The 24,590-nt window shown below is 44.0% G+C and carries 17 protein-coding genes; 11 read left to right on the top strand and 6 right to left on the bottom strand.

Annotated elements, in window-relative coordinates:
- Positions 1-9 precede the first annotated feature (9 nt).
- Together HMPREF0860_RS03665 and HMPREF0860_RS03660 are read right to left on the bottom strand one after the other, a co-directional pair.
- Positions 10-3,549, bottom strand: coding sequence for a helicase-related protein (locus HMPREF0860_RS03665; protein WP_021495501.1), 3,540 nt, complete (start codon positions 3,547-3,549; stop codon positions 10-12).
- 8 nt (positions 3,550-3,557) lie between these two features.
- On the bottom strand, positions 3,558-4,226 hold the full coding sequence (locus tag HMPREF0860_RS03660; protein WP_021495508.1) for a hypothetical protein: 669 nt from the start codon (positions 4,224-4,226) through the stop codon (positions 3,558-3,560).
- A 240-nt stretch (positions 4,227-4,466) separates the two neighbouring features.
- Between HMPREF0860_RS03660 and HMPREF0860_RS03655 the strand changes: the two genes are divergently transcribed.
- The 9 genes from HMPREF0860_RS03655 (at position 4,467) to HMPREF0860_RS03615 (ending at position 14,441) form a co-directional block, all read left to right on the top strand.
- A complete protein-coding gene (locus HMPREF0860_RS03655) occupies positions 4,467-5,672 on the top strand; it encodes a CdaR family transcriptional regulator (protein WP_021495507.1) in 1,206 nt (401 codons plus the stop codon).
- Positions 5,673-5,861: 189 nt separating this feature from the next.
- The gene (locus tag HMPREF0860_RS03650; protein ID WP_038082169.1) at positions 5,862-6,893 is read left to right on the top strand and encodes a zinc-dependent alcohol dehydrogenase; all 1,032 of its coding nucleotides are present in this window, start codon (positions 5,862-5,864) and stop codon (positions 6,891-6,893) included.
- Positions 6,894-6,975: 82 nt separating this feature from the next.
- Positions 6,976-7,866 (top strand): transketolase, encoded by an 891-nt coding sequence (locus HMPREF0860_RS03645; RefSeq protein ID WP_021495496.1) that lies wholly within the window; start codon positions 6,976-6,978, stop codon positions 7,864-7,866.
- Positions 7,863-8,795: a transketolase family protein gene (locus HMPREF0860_RS03640; protein WP_021495497.1), complete on the top strand. Its 933-nt coding sequence runs from the start codon at positions 7,863-7,865 to the stop codon at positions 8,793-8,795. The genes HMPREF0860_RS03645 and HMPREF0860_RS03640 overlap by 4 nt, the downstream gene beginning before the upstream one ends.
- An 18-nt stretch (positions 8,796-8,813) precedes the next feature.
- The gene (locus tag HMPREF0860_RS03635; RefSeq protein WP_021495510.1) at positions 8,814-10,094 is read left to right on the top strand and encodes an iron-containing alcohol dehydrogenase; all 1,281 of its coding nucleotides are present in this window, start codon (positions 8,814-8,816) and stop codon (positions 10,092-10,094) included.
- A gap of 44 nt (positions 10,095-10,138) precedes the next feature.
- Complete coding sequence (locus tag HMPREF0860_RS03630; RefSeq protein WP_021330421.1) at positions 10,139-11,161, top strand: TRAP transporter substrate-binding protein; 1,023 nt, start codon at positions 10,139-10,141, stop codon at positions 11,159-11,161.
- A gap of 86 nt (positions 11,162-11,247) precedes the next feature.
- On the top strand, positions 11,248-11,739 hold the full coding sequence (locus HMPREF0860_RS13190) for a TRAP transporter small permease (protein ID WP_052037678.1): 492 nt from the start codon (positions 11,248-11,250) through the stop codon (positions 11,737-11,739).
- A gap of 51 nt (positions 11,740-11,790) precedes the next feature.
- Positions 11,791-13,080, top strand: a complete 1,290-nt coding sequence (locus HMPREF0860_RS03620; RefSeq protein ID WP_021495505.1) for a TRAP transporter large permease — start codon at positions 11,791-11,793, stop codon at positions 13,078-13,080.
- Between the two features lie 44 nt (positions 13,081-13,124).
- Entirely contained in the window at positions 13,125-14,441 is a 1,317-nt protein-coding gene (locus HMPREF0860_RS03615; protein WP_021331058.1) for a nickel pincer cofactor-dependent isomerase, group 22, read from the top strand.
- 138 nt (positions 14,442-14,579) lie between these two features.
- Here HMPREF0860_RS03615 and HMPREF0860_RS03610 read toward each other — a convergent pair whose 3' ends face one another.
- A complete protein-coding gene (locus HMPREF0860_RS03610; protein WP_021331070.1) occupies positions 14,580-14,882 on the bottom strand; it encodes a 4-fold beta flower protein in 303 nt (100 codons plus the stop codon).
- 170 nt (positions 14,883-15,052) lie between these two features.
- Positions 15,053-17,125, bottom strand: coding sequence for an excinuclease ABC subunit UvrC (uvrC, locus tag HMPREF0860_RS03605; RefSeq protein WP_021331076.1), 2,073 nt, complete (start codon positions 17,123-17,125; stop codon positions 15,053-15,055).
- Positions 17,126-17,258: 133 nt separating this feature from the next.
- Here uvrC and HMPREF0860_RS03600 point away from each other — a divergent pair, with 133 nt between their 5' ends.
- Complete coding sequence (locus tag HMPREF0860_RS03600) at positions 17,259-18,758, top strand: hypothetical protein (protein ID WP_244870188.1); 1,500 nt, start codon at positions 17,259-17,261, stop codon at positions 18,756-18,758.
- A complete protein-coding gene (locus tag HMPREF0860_RS03595) occupies positions 18,748-21,606 on the top strand; it encodes a tetratricopeptide repeat protein (RefSeq protein ID WP_021331084.1) in 2,859 nt (952 codons plus the stop codon). Before HMPREF0860_RS03600 ends, HMPREF0860_RS03595 begins: the two co-directional genes overlap by 11 nt.
- Before the next feature lie 34 nt (positions 21,607-21,640).
- Here HMPREF0860_RS03595 and HMPREF0860_RS03590 read toward each other — a convergent pair whose 3' ends face one another.
- A complete protein-coding gene (locus HMPREF0860_RS03590) occupies positions 21,641-22,786 on the bottom strand; it encodes a M24 family metallopeptidase (protein WP_021331075.1) in 1,146 nt (381 codons plus the stop codon).
- Positions 22,787-22,837: 51 nt separating this feature from the next.
- Complete coding sequence (gene murJ / locus HMPREF0860_RS03585) at positions 22,838-24,442, bottom strand: murein biosynthesis integral membrane protein MurJ (protein WP_021331064.1); 1,605 nt, start codon at positions 24,440-24,442, stop codon at positions 22,838-22,840.
- Positions 24,443-24,590: the final 148 nt, after the last annotated feature.

Here is a 24,590-nt window from a genome sequence, read left to right as displayed (position 1 = left end):
CTTTTTTCTTTATTTCGTAATCAGTTCAATTGATAATACTGCATTCGTATAAGTTTTATTTTGTCGTGCTAATTGATAGAGTTCTTTAATAGCAGCTGTCTTATTGTCGAATAACTCATCATCGTCGAAATTTATTTTTAATACTTTTTTCGCCACTGTTAAATTATGATGTATAAGCGCATCTGAAATTACGTCGAGCATACCTCTCAATTCTTCGAAATAGGAGACAGAGTATAATTCTTGTATTCTAGTCCGTGCTTGAGTTATCGCTTTATTGTTTTTTTGCCGAACAGTAATGGCTGTATTTTGTTTGCTTTTTTCATAGCATTCCATAATTGATTTTTGCCATGCCATTATTGTATCAATATTTATTGCAATCTGTGTTGCATCAAGCCGTATGAGCGGTTTTAATTTTTCAAAAAATTCTAACTGACCTACTTTTATTACCGCCCCATCATTGTTTGCAATAAATAAAAAAGAATTAAGCCGTTCATCTTTTTTGTTCAGTTCGTGCAAACTTGCAAAAAACTGTTTTGTGCCGTTATTGACCGCAGAGACAACTTTTTGTGTGATGCTTGTAAGACGGTCATATTCCTTTTTATTTTGATTTCTAAATTCACGAAGCTCTGCAATAAACGGCATAATCGGTGTTTCGGCTGTATCCGCTTCTTCCCGTTCCACTTTATCAAAGTGTTTAACCTCTTCTTCAGTTGAATAAATTTGAGAGTCTTCTCCGAATAATTCATGAAAAGCTTGAAGTTTTACATATGTTCTATTTTTAAGATTGATTTGATTATCGCCTAAAGTTGAAGGATAAAAATTATAGTTCCATATTTCTTTGGCTTGCGTACCGATACGATTTATACGTCCCAATCTCTGCATGAGGCGCGTTGCATTCCACGGAGAGTCGTAATTTAAAATAGAATTTGAACGGTGTAGGTTTACGCCTTCGGAAAGAACATCGGTTGTAATAAGGATTTGATAGTCATCACGTCTTTCGCCTTTGTAATTTGCATCAAAGTTTGCAGCGATAGTATCTTTCATATCATCTCTATTTTCCGCAGTAATTGAAAGAATATTGAATTCGCTCGCGCAGTTTTTTAGTTTTTGAACAAGTATCTTTTGTGTGGCAATACATTCCGTAAAAACAATAAGCTTTTGAAAAGGATTTTTTTCTTTATCAAAAAATAAACTATCAAATTTTCGTATAAATGTTTCAATCTTAGGATCATCCGTTTGCTTATCCCATTGATCACATAAATTATTGATTAAGCGTAAATCGTTCTGCAGTAGGTTAATATAGGCTTTATCAAAATCCGTTATTTGATATTCTCGATTAGGACCCATATTTTCGGAATCAAATCTTTTTTTGTTTGCTTTTTTTGCCTTGTTTGCGATTATTTCAAGGCAAGCGGCAAAACTTTTATTTTTTTCAATGGATAAATCATTCAACTCTTTATTAACATCCAAATCGGGGCAGATAAAAATACGATTTTCTCGCCACATGTTAATCATGTTTTCGGTATAACGGCGCAGATTATGCAGTGATTCTTTAAAAGCAGCTTGACTGCTTTCGAGCCGCTTAACAAGGTGAATTTCCATTAATTGTGCAAGACGTTGAGAAGTATCTTCTACGGTTAAGTTGTTTACTTCATGCTGTTTCCGATTTTCTTCACTTGTAAGGAATTCGATAGCTCTATATCGGTAATAGCCGAGCCCGTCTTCGCCTTCAAGGGTACCGAAATTTAAAATAGGATTTCCTTCTTCGTCAAATTCTATTTTGCTCACTTGCGGCGCAACAATATTTATCGTGCTGTTAAAAAGTTCCGCAAGATCACCTTTCATTTCGTAAGGGATTGCAACCGGTTGTTTTATTTTAGGGAAACTCAAAGCCTGTGCTTCCATATCGTCTTTATAATATTTTTCAATATCTGTCCTCGTCCGCCTTATTATTAATGGCTCGACAACGCGCTTTCGTATATCTTCATTATCCGCAATAAGGTTTTCTTTGTCTTTTTCCAGTTCTTCTTTTGTTTTCGAGATTTTTTTACCGTTTATCTGCTTATCTTTTTTTATGTACGCTTCATAACTTCTTTGTTTTTCGGCAAAGTAATTTTCAAGTTTGTTTTCATGTTTCCCAAGGTTTTGTAATGTTGAGTTATTATGTTCTCTTTGAAATAAATAAATCTGATTTCTTAAATCATAAGGTTTATTGTTTTGCGGAGTTGCGGAGAGAAGCATTACATAAGGCTGGGGAGTTATGGAACCGATTAAATCATCGAGTTTTTGATACATAATTGTTTTGTTATTTCTGAATCGATGACTTTCATCTACAACTATCATACTGTAATCGGCCTTTTTAAAGGTTTCATTAAAATCGTCTTCTGCAACGTAGTCATTATTTTCGTTCACATCTTCAAGACAGCCGATTGTCGTAAGAACGATAAGTGGTTTTATTTTTTTATCGGAGGCCTCGTTTTTATCAAAGTATTCAATTGAATCAAGCCAACTTTGTTTAATCGCCGGCGGACAGATAATCAAAACAGGCCGTTTAAATCCTGTTTCCAATAGATGTCGTTTTACAATCATCAGTGCGGTGAAAGTTTTTCCTAGTCCGACCACATCGGCAAGGATAAAGCCGCGGTGCCGCTTCATAATTGCAAAACCTTGATTGACAGCTTCTTGCTGGTAAATCAATTTTTTAAAATCAGGGTCACGCGGTATATAGTCGTCAGGTGTAATTTTTCCGTCAAAATCAATAACCTCGGAGAATTGATCAATAATGAATTTTATATATATTTCATATGGAGAGAGAATAATAAAGTTTTCACTTTTTGGTTTTGCTTGTGCAATCGCTTGTTTCCCTATTGCAGAGGATTTTAAAACTTCTTCCAAGAACTCTTGCGTCCAATCGGAAGCGAGCTCCCATTTTTCATTGAACCATGAGATATGCCCTTTCGAACGATTTATGCTATCCGGCTTTGCAGTAATAATCTGAGGCACGGTTTCCAAATAATTCAGCTCGGAATTTCCTTGCAATCCTTTTCCCGTAAAATTGCTGCTGCCGATAATCCCATACGCGACACCGGTTCCATATAAAATATAACATTTTGAATGAAAAAATTGCCGATCGTCATCCTCGCTTGCGTCGCGGAGAATACGTATTCCTATTTTTGGATCATGTTGTCCTTCATGCTGTTCTTTGCAAAAGTCCAAGAGTAATTGTACAGCCGGAATATATTCTGGTTTTACTTTTAAATCAGCAAGATCGGTTCTGATAAAATCTTGAGGATACTTGGTACCTTTATACTTTGGATTGGCGTTATACTGTGCAAAAAGATAAGGATCCTTCCCGATAAGAATGCGTATATGGGTATCCGCCGATCGTTCCAAAAATACCCGAAGTTCTTGTGCTATAAGCTGTGTGCCCGGAATATCCCAATAACCGGTTGCAATGTCGATATATACAATATCGGGGAGATTGATGAGTTCTTTCAACGTATCCGCCAGTTTCAAGCGTTCGGAATTGTCAATCAGTGTACTTTGCATAATTTCCCTTAGGCATTTCGGTCTTGCCGCAAATATAGTTTCATAGACTCGGCGTCGATTTTAAAATATTCGAATAATTCTTTTATCAATTTCACAAAATGATTGGCGGATAAATTTACTTCGATAAATGTTTTGTCCGTAATCTTGTAGGGTGTACGGCAAGCGGATTTATCTGCGGAATAATACTTTCTGTTTTGCGTGCTGATAAAATCAGCATTATCTGCAAGACTGTCGAATCTGTTTTTATCTTTTGCAATAAGATGTCGGCATGCTTGTATATATAAATCCTTCCATGTCATAAGCTCCGTATATGCATGTTCTTCCAACACAAATGCATACGGCCGTTTGTAAGTAAAATTTTCGTTGAGCGAATGCGGCTCGGACTTGTCGAGTTCGGCAATGATCCGTTTGTTTTCAGAGGGGGCTTTAATACCGGACGGCAATTCTTCTCTTATTCCTGTAAACTGAGAAATGAGTGCGCTTATTTCCTCGGCATTGTGTTCAAAAATGTCGAGAAGCGCGTTGAAGTGTTTTTTAAACAAACAGCCTTCTTCGAGTTTTTGATTGTCGTTATGGTCTATGCTGTTCCAAATATCTTCCGACAGCGCGAGAAGATTTTCACGGACGCTTGTAAGATCATTCAAAATGAATTTTATCGTATCTTTTGAGTTTGCCATGTCTGTCTCACTGATGTTTCAGTATACCACAAGAGATATGAATTTAAAAGACTTTGCAAACTCTGCTGCAGCAAAAACCGCCCATAGCTGATCGCTTTTACGTACCCATTGTTCTATTATATTACTGCTTTCAAAACCTTCTATACGACGTTTAAAATTAAGTCATTACATGGTACATACATTTAGATTTTATGTGATGCAATGCGAGGTCTTTTATAAAAGCGATTATGCATATATAATATGCACGTGACTTTATCGACAAAAACCGCAAAAATTATCGTTGAAGAAATAAGCGGAATCATCGGCCGACAGATAAATATGATGAATGCCGAAGGAATTATTATTGCAAGTACCGATGACGCACGGGTCGGAACCTTTCATGCTGCAGCGAAAAAAATTATCGATGAAGATTTAAGCGGAATAACCGTATACAGCGATACCGAGTATGCGGGTGCTTTACCCGGAACGAATATCGCCGTACGATTCAATGGGATGCCGGTTGCAGTAATCGGCGTTACCGGACATTATCAAGAAGTGGGAAAGTACGGCCAAATACTCAAAAAAATGACTGAGATTCTTATGCGGGACGAATATTATAAACAGCAAAGCGATATGGACAAGCGCATAAAAAATCGGTTTTTAAATGAATGGCTGTACGGTTCTCCGGAAACAATAGACCGCCGCTTGGAAAATCGGGGAAAGTCTTTGGATATTGATATCACTATTCCGCGTCGTGTTGTTGTTTTTGAACCGGTTGTACAAATTCCCGAAGCAACGGTATCGGAGAAGAAAACGCCGCTTTTTCTGAAAGTAGATGATGTGCTTAAACCGTCGGAAATACAGTACCATATAGACAACACGTGGAAAACGCTGGGAACAATAATCAGTCATGAAAAAAATGCGGTTATGCTTGTTTCGGGTACCGTGTTTATTTGTGCGCTAAGCAGCCGCAGCGACAAACAGCTGCTTGATTTTGTGTGTACCGTGTGCGATTTCATACAATCGAAATATCCGGTAATATTGGCGGCAGGCTTGGACAGTAAAACCGATGATTACCGTTTAATAAACAGTGCACGATTAAAAGCGGAAAAAGCTTTAAAAACATGCTTGCGTTCCCCTTCAAAAGAACCACGCTTGTATGATACAATAAATATGGAAATCTTTTCCGGTGAAATACCGGATCCCGTAAAACGGGAATACATTATCCGTATTTTTAAATCCTGCAGTGAAGCAGACATCCGGTATTGGATTAATTTGTTGGATACCCTATACCAAGAAGAAGGTTCTATAGCCAAAACGGCTGTACGGCTTTTTATGCATAAAAATACCCTTCAATACCAATTAAATAAATTAAAACAAAAAACCGGTTATGATCCGCGTTCTATCAGGTTTTCTTCGCTTTTTTACAACGCTATTCACTTTTATCGCGATATTGAAAATTGCTGATATATTATATACCCTAAAATCGATATAGTACAGTTATTTGTTCTACGAGATATAAAAATATTATAATTATTGGTTTTTGTACTATATAAAAAAGATAAAACCTCATTTATACTAGTTATGTTTATATAAAAAAATGGATAAGTACTCGTTCGGGAGAGTACCGCATAGTAAAGGGGGGTGAGAAATAGTATGAAAGCTCTTGTAAAATTTGCCGCGGAGCCAGGGAATATGGAGATTCGGGATGTTGAAGAACCGAAGGTAAAGCCCGGCTATGTTAAAATTGAAATTAAAGCAACGGGCATCTGCGGTTCCGACATACACATATTGCATAGCGATATAGCAATTCCGGTACGCCCGCCGGTTATTACAGGTCATGAATTCAGTGGAATTGTCGTCGAAACGGGAGAAGGTGTAAGCTCTTGTAAGGTTGGCGACAGGGTAACATCGGAAACCGCCTATGAATATTGCAATCGGTGCGAAAATTGTAAAAACGGCAGATATAATTTATGTAATCATCGAAAAACACTCGGATATTGGTATAACGGAGCTTTTACAAAATATACCCTTGTGCCGCAGGACAGAATTCATTTGCTTGCGGATTCCATTTCATTCGAAGAAGCCGCCTTGCTGGAACCTCTTGCCTGTGTATGTCATGCTGCAATAGATCTTGTGCGAATAAAGCCTACGGACGTCGTTCTCGTAACGGGTCCCGGTCCGATAGGACTTATGACTCTGCAAGTAGTAAAAGCACTCGGTGCAAAAGTTATTGTTTCCGGTACCAATGCTGATGTTGCGCGTTTTAAAAAGGCCGAAGAATACGGAGCGGATTTTATTATAAACGTTCAACAAAACAATTTACTTGAAGAAATACAAAAGATAACTGGAGAAAAAGGGGTCGATATTGTGTTCGAATGTTCCGGTGCTCCTGCAGCAACTCGAACGGGTATTGAAGCGGTAAAAAAGTACGGACAATTTGTTCAAGTAGGCCTTGCCGGCGCTCCCTTTGAATTTGATTTTGCCCGTATTTGTTATAAAGAAATAAAAGTTACGGGTTCTTTGGGATCTATTTGGAGTTCTTGGGATTATGCCATTCGTATGGTGGAAAATAAACAAGTCAAATTAAAAGACCTCGTTTCCGATATTTTTCCATTGGAAAAATGGGAAGAAGCCTTTAAAAAATTTGAAAATAAAGAAGGGCTTAAAATATTAATACAAAATTAATTGTTTAACAGTTTTGGTTAATTCAAGTAATATACGGTATGGAATTTTTTTTTAAACAGGATCTTAAGGATGTATATAAAGTATGGCAACGAAAATAAAAGATCTGCTTTCAAATCCTAATCGGAAATTTTCGGAAACGGAATTATCCGCTCTTGCGGCATATTTCCGAAAATACATGTTTGAAATATTGCACAGTCGGGGAACGGGACATTGGGGAGGAGCCGCATCTGCAGCGGAAATAGTTACTGCCCTTTATTTTAATCGCTTACATATCAACCCCGAAAAACCGGATTGGAAAGACCGGGACAGATTTGTCTTAAGCAAGGGACATGCATCGGTAAACATTTATACGATTTTAGCTCATAGAGGTTTTTTCCCCGTAGCCGATTTAATGTCGTTCAGAATCTTGGGTTCTCCTCTTCAAGGGCATCCCTCAATGACAAAACTCAAGGGTATAGATATGTCAACCGGAGCTCTCGGACATGGTATTTCCGTAGGACTCGGCATGGCACTTGCTTCAAAATTACAAGGTAAAAAATTCTGGACATATGTTCTTACTGGCGAAGGCTGTCTTAATGAAGGCCAGTCATGGGAAGCTTTGATGATGGCTGCAAAATATAAGGTTGAACGTTTGGTATTATTGGTAGATTATAATAAAGTTCAGCTTGACGGTACGGAACAGGAAATTATGCCCTTGTGTCCTCTTAAAAATAAGCTCACTTCTTTTGGGTGGCATGTTAATTCAAACGCTTATAACGGGAACAAAGTACAGGATGTTCTTGATTCCTTTAAATGGCTTGATTCCGACAATGTGTGGCCGAAAGCCGTTATATACGATACCGTCAAAGGAAAGGGAGTTTCTTTTACAGAAGGAAAAAATACCTGGCACGGAGCCGTCATTACCGACGATGCATATGAAAAAGGCATCGTTGAGTTGGAAAAAGACTTGGCGAAAAAGGAGGCTTTACTATGAGTCTTGCGATGAGAGACGCTTTTGGAAAAAAACTTGCGGAATTGGGTGCCGTCTATCCGGAACTTGTAGTTTTGGATGCAGACGTATCTTCTTCAACAAAAAGTAATATATTTGCGGAAAAATACCCCGATCGATTTTTTAACTGCGGTGTAGCAGAAGCGAATATGGCCGGTGTTGCAGCCGGACTGGCAACTTGTGGATTACGTCCGGTTATCAATGCTTTTTCCATTTTCCTTTCTTTAAAGGCAACCGACCAAATTCGAAACGACATTTGCTACAACAATCTTCCTGTAATCATTGCGGGAAGTTACGGCGGTCTTTCGGACTCCTATGACGGTGCAAGCCATCAATCCATTACGGATATTGCTATTATGCGAGCCTTGCCCAATATGCAGGTTATCGTTCCCGCCGATTCAAATCAAGCCGAACTCGCTTTGGAATATGCATTACAGCAAAAAGGTCCTGTTTTTATACGGATAAACAGAAACGCACTGCCCGAATTACCCGGCAAAAAAGATTTTACCGAAAAAAAAGTAATAAAATGTACAACCGGAACGGATATTACTATTGCGGCGAACGGTATTACGGCCTCATTTGCTATGGAAGCTTTTGAAACCCTTAAAAAACAGGGTATACATGCGGAAGTTTTTTCGGTTCCCTTTGTAAAACCCCTTGACATCAAGCCCATTGCCGCAAGTATAAAGAAAACCGGCAAGCTTTTGTGTATTGAAGAACACGTATTAAAGGGCGGCTTTACCGGCGCGGTTTGTGAAGAGCTGATGAAAAAGAAAATTACATGTGAGTTTGACGCTATCGGTATTGAAGATACCTTTACCGAAACGGGAGACTATTTTAAATTGCTTGCAGCCTACGGACTAAGCGCAGGCAATGTTGTAAAAAGAGTTAAAAAGCTCTGTAAAAACCATTAATTTTTAGGAGAATGCGCTATGGATCAATTAAAAGAAGCTTATCGGCTTTTAAAAGAATGGAAGGGCGATTCCTATATTTTCGGATTGTCCGTTATAGACCAAATCGGAAAAATAACTTTACGTTTCGGTAAAAAAGCTCTTTTGGTAAGTAACACGACATATATGAAGCCCTTTGCCGATACGGTTGTAAAGTATCTGAACGAAAGCGGTGTGGAATTAGCCGGCGGCTGTATATGTCCCGACGCAAAACCGAATGCACCGCGCGAAGATGTTTACAGAATCGAATCGTATATTTTACATACAAAACCCGATTGTATTATAGCCTTGGGCGGCGGCTCGACGATTGACGCTTGTAAAGCGGCATGTGCGCTTGCAACTCTCGGTGGAAAAGTGACACCCGAAATAGACCATTATTTCGGCACAGGAGTCGTAACAAAAGAATTGCAGGCAACCCACTCTAAGATGCTTCCTTTAATCGCAATTGAAACATCAGCATCTTCCGGAGCACACCTTACAAAATACGCCAATATTACGGATCCGGTAATCGGCCAAAAAAAATTGATAGTAGACGAATCCATCGTACCTGATGTATCGGTTTTCGACTATTCGGTAACGAAATCAATGCCTTTAAAGGTCACTATAGACGGCGCATTGGATGCTATTGCCCACACTTTTGAAGTATTTTGCGGCGCAAAAGAAGCTTCATATGATAAAACCAAAGAATTGGCCGAATGTGCAATAAGCTTGTGTGCCGAATATGCCCACAAATTAATAGCGAATCCTTCGGACATGCAAGCGCGTGAAGCAATCGGCTTGGCTACCGACTTAGGCGGATATGCTATTATGATCGGAGGAACATCCGGAGCCCATTTAACGAGTTTTTCGCTTGTAGACATAGTCGGACACGGAACCGCGTGCGGTATAATGAATCCCTACTACGCGATTTTATACTCCAAAGCAATTCAGCCTCAATTAAAAGTTGTAGGAAAAATATTCAAAAAATTCGGCTACACAAACGACGATGTGGATAATTTGTCGGGTAGAGATTTAGCCTTATCCGTTGCAAAAGCAATGATCGCATACGGCAAGAGCATCAACGCTCCGACAACGCTCGGAGAAATCGAAGGATTTACCGAAGAACACATCAAACGAGCTTTATCCGCAGCAAAAGATCCGCAATTGGACATGAAACTGCGAAACATGCCCGTACCCATGAACGCGTCTTTAGTGGATGAATATATGGGGCCTGTTCTTCGCGCCGCCGTTTCAGGTGATATGTCCATCATTAAAGAATTGTAGGTAGGGTATCCTACTATATAATTATTTTTATAAGGAGCATTGAAATGAAGAAATTTGTTATGGCATTGTTGGTTGGGTTTCTAGTAGTATTTTCTGCAAGTTCCGAAGGGCAAAAAGATTCTGCTGATAAAGGAATTACATTGAATATTCAACACAATCTACCTATCTCAAATGCTTGGCAAGGTGGCTTTGAATATATCAAAGAGCAAATACTTAAAAAACATCCCAACACAAAGTGTACTATTTATCCAAATGGACAACTGGCAAAGGGAGATTGGAAAATTATTTTTGAACAGACACAGAGTAATGTCGTACAGATGACTTGTGAATCTCAGGTAACTCTTGCGACCTTAGTTCCTGAATTATTTGCTCTGAGTACTCCTTTTCTTTTTGATGATATGAATCACCTGATTCGTTTTATGGAAACGGAACCGGAATATGTTAAGAAATGGTTTGCAAAATTGGAAGATAATAATTTGAAAGTATTGGTTTATTGGCCCAGAGGTCCTCGTCAACTTTTAAATTCTAAGAGACCAATTATTTCTCCTGCAGATATTGCCGGATTGAAATTTAGAGTTCCTGGTATGGATCTTTTTATCACAACTTTTGAGGCTATGGGTGCAAAACCTGTTCCGCTGCCTTCAGGCGAAATTTATACGGCGATGCAACTTGGGACTGTTGCAGGGGAAGATAACTCCTTACAAACAATTTTTACTACAAAAACTTTTGAGCAAGGCAAATATTTTAATGTATGGAATTATATGGCAGATGGTGTTCTTGTTGTTGTAAATAAAACATGGTATGACAACCTTCCTGCAGACTTTCGGGCTGATCTTGATGATATTGCAAAAGAATCGACAAAAGTAATGCTCGAATTAATAAACAAAGGTGAGTTAAAAGCACGTGAAGAAATGGCTGCAAGAGGAATAAAGTTTACGGATTTTACTACTGCGATGAAAAAACCCTGGATTGACCGGATGGGACCTGTATATGCAAGTGTTGCTAAAACTATTGGTGAAGAGACTTTCAAAAAATTGAAAGCCGGAGCTGAAGCAACACGACAATAACTATATTTTTTTAATGACTGATTTGAATTAACGGATACCGGCAGTAAAAATGTTCAGTATCCGTTAATTCTAGAAAAGGATTAACAATGAAGAAAAAAATAATTAAGTTTTTACGAAACATTGATTACCATATACAACCTATTTTGATGTCTGCTTTGCTTATTACGGCTTTAATACAGGTGTTGTATCGCTTCGTGCATTTTATAAAGACTCCATGGACACTTGAATTAATTACTTTCCTTTTCAGTGCTTCCGTATGGTTTGGGATTAGTATTGCAATAAAAGAGAATATTCATGTGGGGATTGAGGTTGTGTACAAACTTTTCCCTGTGAAAATACGTAAAATATTAAAAATTTTTAATAACCTTTTCTTTATGATTATGATGATTTTTTTAGGTTATCTAGGAACTCATGCTCTAATCGGTTATTTTCGTAGTCAAACGCTTGCTCCTGCAACCCATCTTCCATATTGGTTCTTAAGATCTCCTTGTGTTTTCGGAAGTATTCTTTCTGTGTATAGAATTATTGAAAAAATTCATGGGATTCTAACAGGAAAAGATCCTGAATTAATAGATTAGATTAAACTCATATACTCGGCTACCTAAAAATGCAGAACAGGAGGAATTTTGATGGTCCCTATAATGAGCATAACTGTTTTTGTTTTGGCAGTATTATTAATGATTATTGGTTGTCCAATTCTTGTGTCAATTGGTCTTTCTAGTATCTTGGCAATATTTTTTTATCATCCTGTTCCTTTGATATCTATTCCTCAATTGATGTTTTCCGGTATGGAATCCTATGTTCTGGTTGCAATCCCTTTTTTTATTCTTGCAGGGGTGATGATGGAAACATGTGGCGTCGCAAAGCATCTCATAAATTTCTGTAAAGCTCAAGTCAGTTGGGCTCGAGGTGGGTTAGGAGCAGTAAACATTCTTGCTAGTTTTATATTCGGAGGAATTTCCGGCTCTTCAGTTGCTGATACCGTTTCTATAGGCTCGATTATGATTCCTGAAATGGTGGAAGACGGATATAGTAAAGAATACTCTGCCGCTATTACTGTTATTTCTTCAACTCTTTCCGTCGTTGTTCCTCCTAGTATTTTAATGATTATTTTAGGAGGTGTCGCAGAACTTTCAGTTTCTTGGTTGCTGGTAGGCGGTATTGTTCCCGGAATTCTTATGACTGTGAGCATGATGGTTCAAAACAATATTATCTCCAGGCGACATTCTTTTGGACATGTGAAAAAATTTTCTTTTTCTTATTTGTGGAAAACGTTTAAAAGGGGCTTTTTGGCACTAGGAGCACCGGTTATTATTCTTTCGGGTATTATGACCGGTATCGTTACTCCGACAGAATCTGGGGCTATTGTTTTTTTCTATACTTTGATAATTTCTATTTTTTATTATAAAACAATGAACTGGAAAGTTTTATACCGTTCTTTTATAAATGGAGCTCAAATTACGGCTTCAGTAGTTTCTATCATTGCTGTTTCTTCGATTTTTACATTTATTCTTACATTTGAAGGATTGCCCCAAATTGCAGCAAGAATTTTGCTTTCAATATCAACAAAACCCATTATTATTCTTATGCTTATTAATGTTTTGCTTCTATTTGTTGGAATGTTAATAGATGCCGGTGTGGCTATTATTATTTTAGCTCCTATCCTTTTTCCTGTTATTTTACAGATAGGGATAGATCCAATTCATTTTGGAGTTCTTGTTGTTTTGAACTTAGCTATTGGATTGGTAACACCTCCTTTTGGAGTTTGTTTATTTAGTGTTTGTAATGTTGGTAAGATTAGTATGGAAGATTTGCTTAAAGCATCTTTTCCTCTCTATGGCTCTCTTCTTGTTGTATTGATATTGGCAACATTTTTCCCAAGTATTGTTCTTTTTTTACCAAAATTAATTTTTGGTTAATAGCAGGATAATTACTTATACCTGTAGTTTATGGAGATGATATTATGACTAATAGACGACGGGACAGTCAATGGGATAGAGATGGAGTTATTCATGAAATGTTGAAGGATGTACCAATTCCTAGAATGGGTATTGTAAAACAATATTTTAAAGATAACTCGATTTCGGATATTCCTGGTGCAATCAAAAAGGAATTCTGTAGACCGGAAATTGCAAAAACAATAAGGCCCGGTGATTCTATTGCTATTACAGTAGGGAGCCGGGGTATTGCAAATATTCCTCTGATAACACGAGAAATTGTCAGAAATGTCAAGAAATTAGGATGTAAGCCTTTTATTATTCCTGCTATGGGTTCTCATGGCGGTGCTACAGCACAGGGACAAAAAGAGTATCTGGAAGGACTTGGAGTTACAGAGGAATATATAGAGGCGCCTATTATATCCTCTATGGACACGGTTAAAATTGCAGAAACTGATGATGGTAAAGAAGTTCGAATTGATGTTAATGCTGCTCACGCAGATGGTATAATTGTAGCGGGGCGAATAAAACCACATACTGCTTTTAGAGGGGAATTTGAAAGCGGCTTATATAAAATGATGACTATCGGGCTTGGTAAACAAAAGGGAGCGGAATTTTGCCATTCGGAAGGCTTCAAAAATATGGCTCACAATGTGAAAACATTTGGAAAAATTATTCTCGATAGGGCGCCGATTTTATTTGGTTTAGCACTCGTAGAAGATTCTTTTGATAATACTGCAATTATTGAGGCAATCCCGGTAAATCAAATTCCTACAAGAGAACCGGAATTATTATTAAAAGCTAAGGCATTGATGCCTAAGATATATATTAATAAAATAGATATTCTTATTGTTGATCAGATAGGCAAAAATTTTAGCGGGGATGGTATGGACCCGAATATAACGGCTTCTTATTGTACCCCCTATGCGCATGGCGGACCGGATGTTCAGCGATACATTGTTCTTGATTTGAGTGATGAAACACATGGTAATGCAATTGGTGCTGGTATGGCAGATTTCAGTACAAAAAGAATGTTTGATAAAATGGATTTTGATGCGGCTTATCCCAATGCTCTTACGTGTACAGTTTTGAAGGGAGCGAAAGTTCCTGTCATTCTCAAAAACGATAAGACTGCCATTCAGGCCGCTATTTTTACTTGTGTAGGAATTGATAAAAAATCTCCCAGAATTGTTCGTATTGCTAATTCTGCCCATATTGAAAAAATTATGGTGTCTGAAGCACTTAAAGCTGAGGTTGAAGCACATACCGATATGGGTTTTCTTTCTGAATTTCAAGATCTTGATTTCGATAAAGAAGGTAATTTGAAAATAGGCGAGTTCTGAAAAATCCTAGAAACGAGTCTGTAACTGATTTTGTACAACAGGCATTTTTACTCATCAATAAATTTCTCCGCATTGAAGATAGATTCATTGTCGGTTTCCAACCGTGCAATAGACATGTTCCGTTTTTTTGATGCCGCTTTACAGCCCGTCGTCGAATAATCTTTCCCACGCGTCTTCGAATACGGTGCGCACCGGAGGGCGCGGAGAATGTGCCGTGGGGTGCATGCACTTGCCCGGATTTTCGGCGTAGCCTGCGTTACCGAAGTTACCTTTGTGCATATCCAAAATCATGCCGTCTTTAAGTTCGCCGACATAAGTTCCGGTAAGTTTGTGGACGTGTTCGCCCTTGAGCTGTCCGACGGGATTTCCTTCCATGTCGTGGATGTATGCGCCTTGTACGACGCCGAGCGGGTTTCCCTCTTTATCGAAAATGTATTCCATTTGCAATTTCCTTAATAATTTTTATGCGGTCATATATCGATCGTATACATTATAGAGGAAATTGCATTTTCTACAATCGGGCGGTACGGGGCAAGGGCAGCTGAAATTATATTGGCGGAAAACAATGCGTACTGTAAAAAATCGGCCGGACTTTCGGCAATAGCCTGCCCTTATTCGATGCCGCTTCCGTCGAGGGCGGCGCGGGCAAGGCTGTCGATGTAGTGCGCTGCTGCGGCTTTTTGCGCGGTCGTACCGGAGCTTTCGAGCGATTCGATTTGTTTCGCTTTTTTTTCTTTCCGTGCATCGTTGAGTTTTTTTGCTTCCCGCGCAATGTTTTCCGCTTCGTCCGTACTCATGCCGAGCGCGTCCGCGATGCACTCTTTATCGGCACTTGCGAGGTTTTCGAGCGTCGTAAATTTTTTTATCAATGTACGCGCGCGCTTTTCGCCGATGCCCGGAAGTTCGAGAAAAATGCTTACGGTATTTTCTTTGGTGCGGAGGCGCTGGTTTTTGCTTGTCGCAAAACGGTGCGTTTCATCTCTTACGCGCTGGAGCAGGCGGAGCGCGTCGCTTCTGCGCGGGAGCACGATGGGCGTACTGTTGCCGGGCCGGTAGATTTCTTCGTTTTTTTCGGCAAGTCCCGCGATCGGGATCTCGATGCCGAGCGATGTGAGTACGCTCTGCACTGCGTTTACCTGTCCGATGCCGCCGTCTATGAGCAGGAGGTCGGGCAGCTCCCGTCCTTCGTTTAAAAGTCTCGTATAGCGTCTGCTCGTCGCTTCCCGCATGGATGCGAAGTCGTCGATGATGCCGTCGGTCGTTTTGAGACGGAAATAACGGTAGTTTTTTTTGTCGGGGTTGCCGTTGTAAAAGCTGATTAAACTTGCGACGGGGAATTTTCCGCCGATATGCGCGATGTCGAATCCTTCGATGCGAACGGGAAGCGTGTCGAGGGAAAGGAGCGTTTTGAGTTCTTCGAGCGCGGGTATGTCGCCTCGTTCACGCAGGCGCCGCACGATATCTTCATGCGCATTTTGCTTTGCCATATTGATGGCTGCCGTGTGGTATTTTGCGTTTTCGCTTGCGTCGGAAAGGGGGACGACTTCGGTTTCGGCCCCGAGCGTTTCGGAAAACCATCTTGCAAGTTCGGCGGGCGAGAGAAAAGCGACGCTTCGATCGGGGAGTTGCGGGGTGTCCCCGCTGGAGGGGGAGCGAGCAACCGTGTGCGAGCGCGGGGGAGGGCTCTTCCCCGTATCGGTATGAGAAATTTCAATGTCGGATAAATCATTAATTAATAAATTCGGTATATAAATGTGCGGGGGTACTTCGGCTTTGTCGGTGTAGTATGCGTTGAAAAACTCTCCGATGAGTTCGGTATCTTCGTTTAAGCTTACGGTACGGTAGTTGCCGCGTCCTTCGAGTTTGCCGCCGCGGAGTTTTAAGACGGTAAAGCTTACGAGTTCTCCTTCCCTCCAATAGGCGATATAGTCGCGGTCGTCGCCGTCGAAAGTTTGGACGATATTCTGTTTTTGCATGATCGAAAGCGCTGAAAGTCCGTCTCTCAGTCGCGCGGCTTTTTCGAAGTCGAGATTTTCCGATGCGCGCCGCATTTCGGCCGTTATTTTTTTTACGGTGTCGTCTCCTTTTCCCTCAAGAAGGCTTGCGATTTCGCCGATGTATTCGGTATAGGCGTCGTGTGAAATTTTTTTGCAGCAGGGGGCGTCGCATCTGCCGATGTGGTAGTAGAGGCAGGGGGCATCGCGTTTTTTGAGCGTTTTGCACCGCCGCACGGGATAGATGCGGTAGAGCGTATCGATAAAGGTGTCGAGTGCGCCCGCGTCGGGGTAAGGTCCGAAATAGGTCGAACCGTCTTCGAGGACGCGCCGCGTTTTGATGACGCGCGGAAATTCTTCGTTCGTGATCCGCAGAACGGGATAGGATTTGCCGTCTTTCAAATCGATGTTGTAGCGCGGATTGTGTTTTTTAATAAGATTGTTTTCGAGCAAAAAGGCTTCGTATTCGTTTGCCGTTGTGATATACTCGATCGAATCGGCGTGCGCGACGAGCAGTTTCGTTTTGATGTCTTTGCTGCCGGAAAAATACGAGGTGAGGCGGTTTTTCAGGTTTTTCGCTTTGCCGACATAGATGACATCTCCCTGCCGGTTCCGCCACAGGTAGACGCCGCTTGAAGAGGGGGCTTGTAATGCCGTTTCGTGTAATATTTCCCGTACCGCTTTTGCCATAGTGCCTATGTGTATTCCGTATAATAAAAAAATAACGATTTTATCCACACTTCGTCCAGTAGGTGCGTTTGCCGCTTTATGCGCTCTTCGTCCGGTGCGCGCACTTGCCGTTTCGCGGGCGCTCCGTTTGCGTGTGTACGCTTTATTGTGCGTTCTTTCGACCGCTTTGTGTATCCGTCCCGCTTTTGCCGATTCGATGACGATCGGCGGAAAGGAGGGCTGGTCGAAGCTCTCAGTAAAGCGGGGAGTCGCCGAAGGTACGGGGCGCTTCGGGTATCCGTGCATCGAACTTGCAACCGATTCGCGGAGCGCCGATGCTTTTACCGATGCGCTGTTCGATTTCGAAAAAAAGCCGTTTACGGATACGGCGGGTAATTATACGGTAGTCAAAAACGAACTTTTGCTTTCGGGGAAATCGGCTATGGGAAAAGGCGCGGCGCTTTCCCGCGGAAAAGGCGGCATATCGATTCACGGAAAGCGGGGTTCTCTTTTCGGCAGCGAAGGACACGCTCCGTCGTTTTATATCGAGTTTTGGCTTTTGCCTGCAGTCGCTGAAAACGGCGAAGTCGTCTTTAATTGGCGCTCGTCGCGCAGCATCGGGCGGAACGTCGTATATCAGATGATTACGGCTTCTTTTTATCAAAATCATCTTTCATGGACGTTTTCGAATCTCTTCGACGGGTACGAAAAAGGAGACGTGACGCTTTCGGGCATTACGACTCTGATTCCCGGAACATGGGCGCATCACTCGATTGCTTTCGACGAAGAGAGCGGATGCATTGAATACCGCGTAAACGGTATGCTCGAAGCGATCGCCTACGTTACGTCGACCGGCCGTGCGTCGGGTTCGGTGTATCCTGCGTATTTCGGTGTACCTGCGGATATAGAACTGTGCGGAAAGTATACGGGAAGCATCGACGATTTCCGCATACAAAAGGGAACCTACGACAATGCGATGCGGCAAAAATCGGAAGACGCGTCGACTCTCGGATATGCGAAGTATCGTGTGTCCGGCGGGCGGATCGAAACGCAGCCGTTTTTGACGTCGGTCGCATCTTCCCTCGATTCGGTGACGGCGGTGGTGAACGAACCCGCCGAGACTGCAGTACGCCTCTATGTGCGAAGCGGCGACAATATTTTCGGCTGGACGGATTCGTACCCCGCATGGCGTCCGGTGCGAAACGGAGAAGCGATTTCAGGCGTAAACGGTTTGTATTTTCAAATAGCTGCCGATCTTTATCCGGACGGAAACGGATCGCATACGCCGTCGATTACGCAAATCGATATCGATTATACGGTGCCTCCTTTGCCGCTTCCGCCTTTTACCGTAAAAGCGGCTTCCGGTGACGGAAACGTAACGCTTTCGTGGTCGCATTCGGTCGATGAAAGCGCAGGCGGTTATTACGTCTATTACGGCACGAGACCCGGCGAATACCTCGGACGCGTCGCGCGCGAAGGCTCATCGCCTGTCGATGCGGGCTTTGTGCAGTCGATTACGCTCACGGGGCTTCGAAACGGGACGATTTATTATTTTGCCGTCGCATCGTATTCGAAACTCGACAATCGGATAAGGGGCTCCCTTTCGCGCGAAACCTATGCGCGGCCCGAGGCGGAAAGCACTTATGGCAAGTGAAAGGGCAGAGGAAAATAAACTCGTTTTGCGCCGTGCGTCGGCGGCTCTCGCTTCCCGTGATTTTGAACTCGCCGCGCGCTTATATAAGGGATTGTTAAAAGACGACCCCGAAAACCGCGACGTGCTTTTTGCGCTCGGTGACGTATACGTCAAATCGGGCGACGATGCGCGCGCTCTTCCTTATTACGAAAAAATTAATAAAAATAATCCGAACGATACGGCTTCTCTCAATGCACTCGACGCCATTTACCGGAGGCTCGGCCGCTTCGACGATTCTCTCCATGTACTCCGTACGGCTCTCTCGATCGGCGGCAGCAATGCCGAAGTAAATTATAATTTGGGATTTACGTATCGTTCGATGGGAGATTACGACCGGGCAGTCGAGTGCTTCGAATCGGTTATCGCCTCCGATCCCGCCGATACGCTTGCGTACAATCATCTGGGTGCGATCTATGCGCGCCGAAAGGAATATCAAAAAGCCGCGACGGCATATAAGCGGGGTCTGCAAGTCGATCCGAATCATCCGGTACTGCAGCTGAACCTTGCCGAAACCTATGAAGCGTTGCACGCGTACGGGGAAGCGGCTAACGCATACGAAGCCGCCCTCCGCGCAAAGCCCGGCTGGACGGAAGCCGTGCAAAGATATACGGCTCTTTTGCTCCGCCTCCATAAAACGGCTGCCGCCGCATCCGTCGTCGAAAAAGCGATTGCGCTCCATCCGTCGGATGCGCATCTTTTTTCGCTCCTCGGCCGCGTAGAACGAAGGCGCTTCGATTATGAAGCTGCCGTTCGGGCGTTCAAAAAAGCTTCGGCCTTCGATCCGGAAAACTCGAGCTTTATCTCGTGCCTTGCCGACGCGTATGAAAAAAACGGTGCGCTTGAAAACGCCGCAGCTCTCATGCGTCAGGCGGAAAAAAAATCTCCGTTGGATGAAGCGGTCGCGTTTCAGTACGTGCGCACCCTTCTTTCCGCAGGCGATGACGCGTCTGCCTTTGCAAAGCTCAAAGCGCTCTACGCGAAAAATCAAAACGATGTACAAACCCTCGATCTCTACGGACAGTATTGCCTCTGCAAAGGCGAGAACGAAAAAGCGGACGTCTGTTACAAAAAAATAAATTCGATCGACGCGCAATACTTTGCGTATGAAAAATCGGCGGCGTTCCGCTCCTTGCAAACGGGGCGATTCGATACGGCGCGGAATTACATTACGCGCTATCTTGCAAAATATCCGCACGACGAAGAAGCCCTCGTATTGTCGGCAAAAATCGATACGGCGGAAGGGAAACTTTCGTCCGCGCTCGATACTTACCGCGCCGTTCTCGCCGTAGACGACGGCAATGTTTTGGCAAACAGCGAAGTAACACGCATCGCTGAATTGCAGGCCGAAGCGGAAGCTGCAAAAAACGATTATCTTGCCGATGAAAGCGATGAAAAAAGCGGTGCGGAAATCGTTATGGATTCTCCGGAAACGAAAGCGCTCGAAGCTGCCGTATATGAGCCGGCTCCTACGCAAGAGACGCCCTTCGATTTCGATTTGATGGGCGAAAGCCTTTTAAAAGCCGACGACGAAATCGATCCGTTTACGATGACCGATCGGGAAAGTGATGAGGAAATGCAGGATTCCGAAGCGGACGGTTTGGATCTGCTTATTTCGCCCGACCGCCCGATCGATCGAGACGCGTCTTCCCGGACTGCTGGGAACGACGACGTTTTCGACGGGCGAACGGGGCCGGCGGCTGGACTCGATGAAACCGTCCCCGGAAATATCGACGACGGATTCGGTACGGAAACTATCGATGCGGAATTTGAAATGCCTGTCGTTTTGCCTCGAAGCAAAGCAAAATATGTGAATTATGAAGACGAACCGATTTCGGTAGCCGAAGATGTACCGGCTCGGCGTCCTTTGCCGGAATCGCCGCCTAAAGCGTCGATACCTTTACCGGGTGCTGCCGAAGCGGGTATCGCAGCTCCACGCAGACTTGCGGCAGCCCTTGATACTTCGAATGTCGAACGAGCGAGCGAACTTGCCGCATTGCGTCGTTCCTACGATGAAGCGCATCGGACGAGCCGAGCCGCGCGCGATGCTGCCGAGGACGCGATACGCCTTATCGATACGGCAAAAAAAAGTGCCGAACGGATACGTACGGATGCCGCCCTTGCCGAGTCGAATGTCAAAGATGCGACAGAAGATGCGATGAAAAAAATACGGGAAGCTGCGGAAAAAACTCTTTCCGAAATGGACGGGAAACGCGGCGAGATTATCGAGCGTAAAGTGCAAAAAAAAGTTTCGCCGCAGGAAAACGCATCCGAGCAAACAAAAGCGATGCCGCGCAATGAGACTTTCGGAAAGGAACGAGTTCCGCAACTTTTCGACGGCGCTCGTCGCAGCGATCAGGTGTCCGCCGAGCTTACCGCTGTGCTTGAAAAAGCCATGCATGCGCTTCCCGACATCGCTGCAGCTCTGCAAAATAAAAAAAGCGCTGATCAATTTGCGATCGAACTCGAATTGTTTAAAAAACTCCGTACGATGTGCGGCTTTTTACCTGTACGGCAAAAGGAAAAATTTATGTCAAGCAAAACGCGGCTTTTGCTCGACTATGTGATCGCGCGTCTTTCCGGTCGGCCGGGATTGCTTGCGACAGCCGAAGTGCTCAGAAAGATAAAACTGCCGCTAGGTCTTCTTGAAACAAACGGTACATCGCCGTTCACTTCGCTCACCGATGAGCAGCTTGTGCCGCTTGTCATTCACGATATGCGCACAAAACTTGCCGACTTACCCGATGCATCCCTTGCCGCAGCTCTCGACGCTGCCGCATCGGAAGCTCTCGAAAATGCACGCGGACGCTGAGTTCGCCCGGGTGCGATGCGAATCCGCAAAACAGTTATAATTTAATAATTCTCGAATGCGTTATAACTTCGTTTCCCGTTTCGGTGATGAGCACGTCGTTTTCAAGACGGCAGCCGCCGAGCGCTTCGTCATAGAGTCCCGGTTCGAGCGTTACGATCATGCCCGGCTTAAAAACGAGCGTTTCGGACGCTTTGATATTGACGCGCGGGGGTTCGTGTATTTCAAGACCGATCGCGTGTCCGAGTCCGTGCGGCATTTTCCGTTTCCCGGTTGCAAACACTTCGTCGGCTTTGAGCGCCGCATCGCGGATTGAAAGGCCGGGCTTATAGAGCTTGAGGCATTCGTCGTACGCTTTTTGTACGAGAGCGACGAGTTTTTCCTGTGCAGCGGAAAGCTTACCGCGTGCAACCGTGACCGTCGTATCGCTCGTATAGCCGTTTACGACGACGCCGAAATCGAGAATGGAAAGTCCCGTGTCCGCCCATTTTCCCGCAGTGTAATTCGGAAAACAGTGGATGCCCCAGCTGCGTTCCGGTCCTGCGGCGAGCGTGTCGAACCCCGTGCGCTCGCAGCCGTGAGCGCGGCATTCCCTTTCGATAAGCAATGCGACGTCCGTTTCCGTTACGAGCTTTTTCGATTTGATACCGTCTTCCACCGTATCGATTATCAAATCGCCTATGCGCGCAGCTTCTTTCGTACATGCGATTTCGTACGCGTCTTTTATCATGCGAAGTTCAGTGACAAAGTGATGCACGCTGTTTTCCCGGCAGTGGACGTCGCAGCCTTCGAGCGCATCGACGTATTTTAAAAATTCGGGATACGTCGTCGCGGGCGGCAGTTCGACTTTTTTGTTTTTAAAATGATCGCTTTCGCCGAGCACCGCTTTTACCGCATCGATCGCCGTGTTTTTATATTTTGTGTAGGGTATGACGTTATCCGCAAACGCATAGCGCTTTGCCATGATTTCGTCCCACGGAACGAGTACCGAATATGCATCGTCGAATACGATCAAAACCGCATCGCTTATGTGGCCTGAAAGATAGCGCACGGCGCTTTCTCGTTTTTCTTCGCTGTCGATAAATACGGCCGCTCCGATACCGTTTTGTTTCATAAAGCGGGCAACGCGTGCACGGCGTTCCGCATACATTTTTTTACATTCATCCGCTGTCGGCATTTTCATATATATCCTCGCTTACAATATAGCAATTTTTTTGCGGTTCGGAAAGCGACATTACCGTGCGGCGCGTCGCTTGAGCAGTTTTCCGCAGGCGGCTTTTGCGATTTCATCCCGCGTGAAAAAAAGGAGAGCGATGCCGACGGCGGCGAAGAGGAGCGCGGAAACGGCGACGACGCTTCCGTCCGAAACGACGCGGCCGTGCCCTGCAAAAAAAGATATGAGGCGCGGTCGCACGATATAGACGGGAAGAGAGGCGGCGAGTGAAAAAATTATTATTTTCAATTCATACAGTACCGACGATTTAATAATCTTTTTGGTATCGACGGAGCGCAGGTACGGAAGCGCGGCGCATAAAAAAACGGTGTTCGCAAAGCTTGCGATCGAAAGGGCGAGTGCGATGCCCGCTCCCTTCATGCGAGCGACGAAAAGAGAAGCGAGTGCGATATTGACGGCGAAGTTGAAAATGCCTGCGAACGTCGGAAGCACGGTATTTTTTTGCGCGTAAAACGACGGAGACAAAACGCGGTTTTGTGCGATAAAGACGAGACCTATCATGTGAAAGCGGAACACAGAAAGCGTCATCGCTACCGATTCGTCGGTAAAGTTTTTCGTTTTATAGACGAGCGAAATGATTTCCTTTCCGCAGATAAGCGAATAAAACGTAACCGGAAGCGCTATCAGCGTGATGATTTTTAGGGCGCGGATGAGCAGCGCCGTAAAATCGTCCCACCGTTTTTTTTGCGCAAGCGCCGACATATCCGGCAAAATAACCGAACCGATCGACACGGCGAATATGCCTAAAATCAATTCCTGCAGCCGAAGCGAATATTGCAGGCTCGCGTATATGCCGATGCCCGCGCGCTTTGCGAGCGTACTCGATACGACGTCGTTTATCTGGTATGCGGCCATACCGACGACGGTCGGAAGTACGAGGAGCATGACGCGTCTCGTGCCGGGATTCGTAAACGCGCTTTTAAGCGACGCGAACGAAACGCGCCACTTTGTGCGCAGTACGAAGGGCAGCTGAAAGAGCATTTGCGAAAAGCCGCCTGCGATGACGCCTGCCGCCATAGCGCGCGCGGGGTTCGCCGTATATGGGGCGAGTATGTACGTGAGCGCGATGACGACCGCGTTGAACAAAACGGGAGCGAAGCCCGACGGAGTGAAAACGCCGACGCCGTTTAAGATTCCCTGAAAGAGGGCGGCGACGGAAACGACGGCGAGATAGGGAAACATGATACGCGTGAGAAGCACCGCTTCCGGCATTGTCGCCGCATCCGTGCTGCCGTAAAATACTTTAATGATCGCGGGCGTAAAGACGATGCCCAAAGCGGTGACGGTTCCCGTCAAAAAAGTGACGAGGGTAAGCGTCGATGAGATGAAATCCTGTGTCTTTATTTTGTCGGCATCCGACGAAATGTCTTCGACGTATGTGCGGAAGGTCGGAATGAAGGCGACGGAAACGCTGTTTTCCGCGAAGAGCCTTCGAAAGAGATTCGGCAGTTGAAATGCGATACCGAATGCGTCCGCTATCGCTCCGGTTCCGAGAAAAGCCGCCTTTGTCATTTCGCGCACGAGACCGAGTATGCGCGATAAAAGCGTGACGACCGAAAGGCGGATGCCGGAGCGTACGAGTGAATGCGATTTTGTTTCCGTCATTCGCTAAGCATAGCGCAAGAAGCGCCGTTTATGCAACGTGCCGCGCTTATTCACAGGGCAAGCGCACCGGAAACTATATTTTCTAAAAAATAGCGTATAATGTAAAAAATCGGCTGCACTCCCGGCAGCAGCCCTGCCGTTCGCCGCG

Origin of the sequence: Treponema socranskii subsp. socranskii VPI DR56BR1116 = ATCC 35536, assembly GCF_000468115.1 — a bacterium.
In the GTDB taxonomy this organism is placed as follows: domain Bacteria; phylum Spirochaetota; class Spirochaetia; order Treponematales; family Treponemataceae; genus Treponema_D; species Treponema_D socranskii.
Note: the sequence above shows the minus strand (reverse complement) of the source record. Positions and strands in the feature narration are given on the sequence as shown.

What these genes read in the sequence shown, in the direction of transcription:
- HMPREF0860_RS03665 (WP_021495501.1), bottom strand. Translation starts at nt 3,549, where the DNA reads ATGCAAAGTACACTGATTGACAATTCCGAACGCTTGAAACTGGCGGAT.
- HMPREF0860_RS03660 (WP_021495508.1), bottom strand. Translation starts at nt 4,226, where the DNA reads ATGGCAAACTCAAAAGATACGATAAAATTCATTTTGAATGATCTTACA.
- HMPREF0860_RS03655 (WP_021495507.1), top strand. Translation starts at nt 4,467, where the DNA reads ATGCACGTGACTTTATCGACAAAAACCGCAAAAATTATCGTTGAAGAA.
- HMPREF0860_RS03650 (WP_038082169.1), top strand. Translation starts at nt 5,862, where the DNA reads ATGAAAGCTCTTGTAAAATTTGCCGCGGAGCCAGGGAATATGGAGATT.
- HMPREF0860_RS03645 (WP_021495496.1), top strand. Translation starts at nt 6,976, where the DNA reads ATGGCAACGAAAATAAAAGATCTGCTTTCAAATCCTAATCGGAAATTT.
- HMPREF0860_RS03640 (WP_021495497.1), top strand. Translation starts at nt 7,863, where the DNA reads ATGAGTCTTGCGATGAGAGACGCTTTTGGAAAAAAACTTGCGGAATTG.
- HMPREF0860_RS03635 (WP_021495510.1), top strand. Translation starts at nt 8,814, where the DNA reads ATGGATCAATTAAAAGAAGCTTATCGGCTTTTAAAAGAATGGAAGGGC.
- HMPREF0860_RS03630 (WP_021330421.1), top strand. Translation starts at nt 10,139, where the DNA reads ATGAAGAAATTTGTTATGGCATTGTTGGTTGGGTTTCTAGTAGTATTT.
- HMPREF0860_RS13190 (WP_052037678.1), top strand. Translation starts at nt 11,248, where the DNA reads ATGAAGAAAAAAATAATTAAGTTTTTACGAAACATTGATTACCATATA.
- HMPREF0860_RS03620 (WP_021495505.1), top strand. Translation starts at nt 11,791, where the DNA reads ATGGTCCCTATAATGAGCATAACTGTTTTTGTTTTGGCAGTATTATTA.
- HMPREF0860_RS03615 (WP_021331058.1), top strand. Translation starts at nt 13,125, where the DNA reads ATGACTAATAGACGACGGGACAGTCAATGGGATAGAGATGGAGTTATT.
- HMPREF0860_RS03610 (WP_021331070.1), bottom strand. Translation starts at nt 14,882, where the DNA reads ATGGAATACATTTTCGATAAAGAGGGAAACCCGCTCGGCGTCGTACAA.
- uvrC (WP_021331076.1), bottom strand. Translation starts at nt 17,125, where the DNA reads ATGGCAAAAGCGGTACGGGAAATATTACACGAAACGGCATTACAAGCC.
- HMPREF0860_RS03595 (WP_021331084.1), top strand. Translation starts at nt 18,748, where the DNA reads ATGGCAAGTGAAAGGGCAGAGGAAAATAAACTCGTTTTGCGCCGTGCG.
- HMPREF0860_RS03590 (WP_021331075.1), bottom strand. Translation starts at nt 22,786, where the DNA reads ATGAAAATGCCGACAGCGGATGAATGTAAAAAAATGTATGCGGAACGC.
- murJ (WP_021331064.1), bottom strand. Translation starts at nt 24,442, where the DNA reads ATGACGGAAACAAAATCGCATTCACTCGTACGCTCCGGCATCCGCCTT.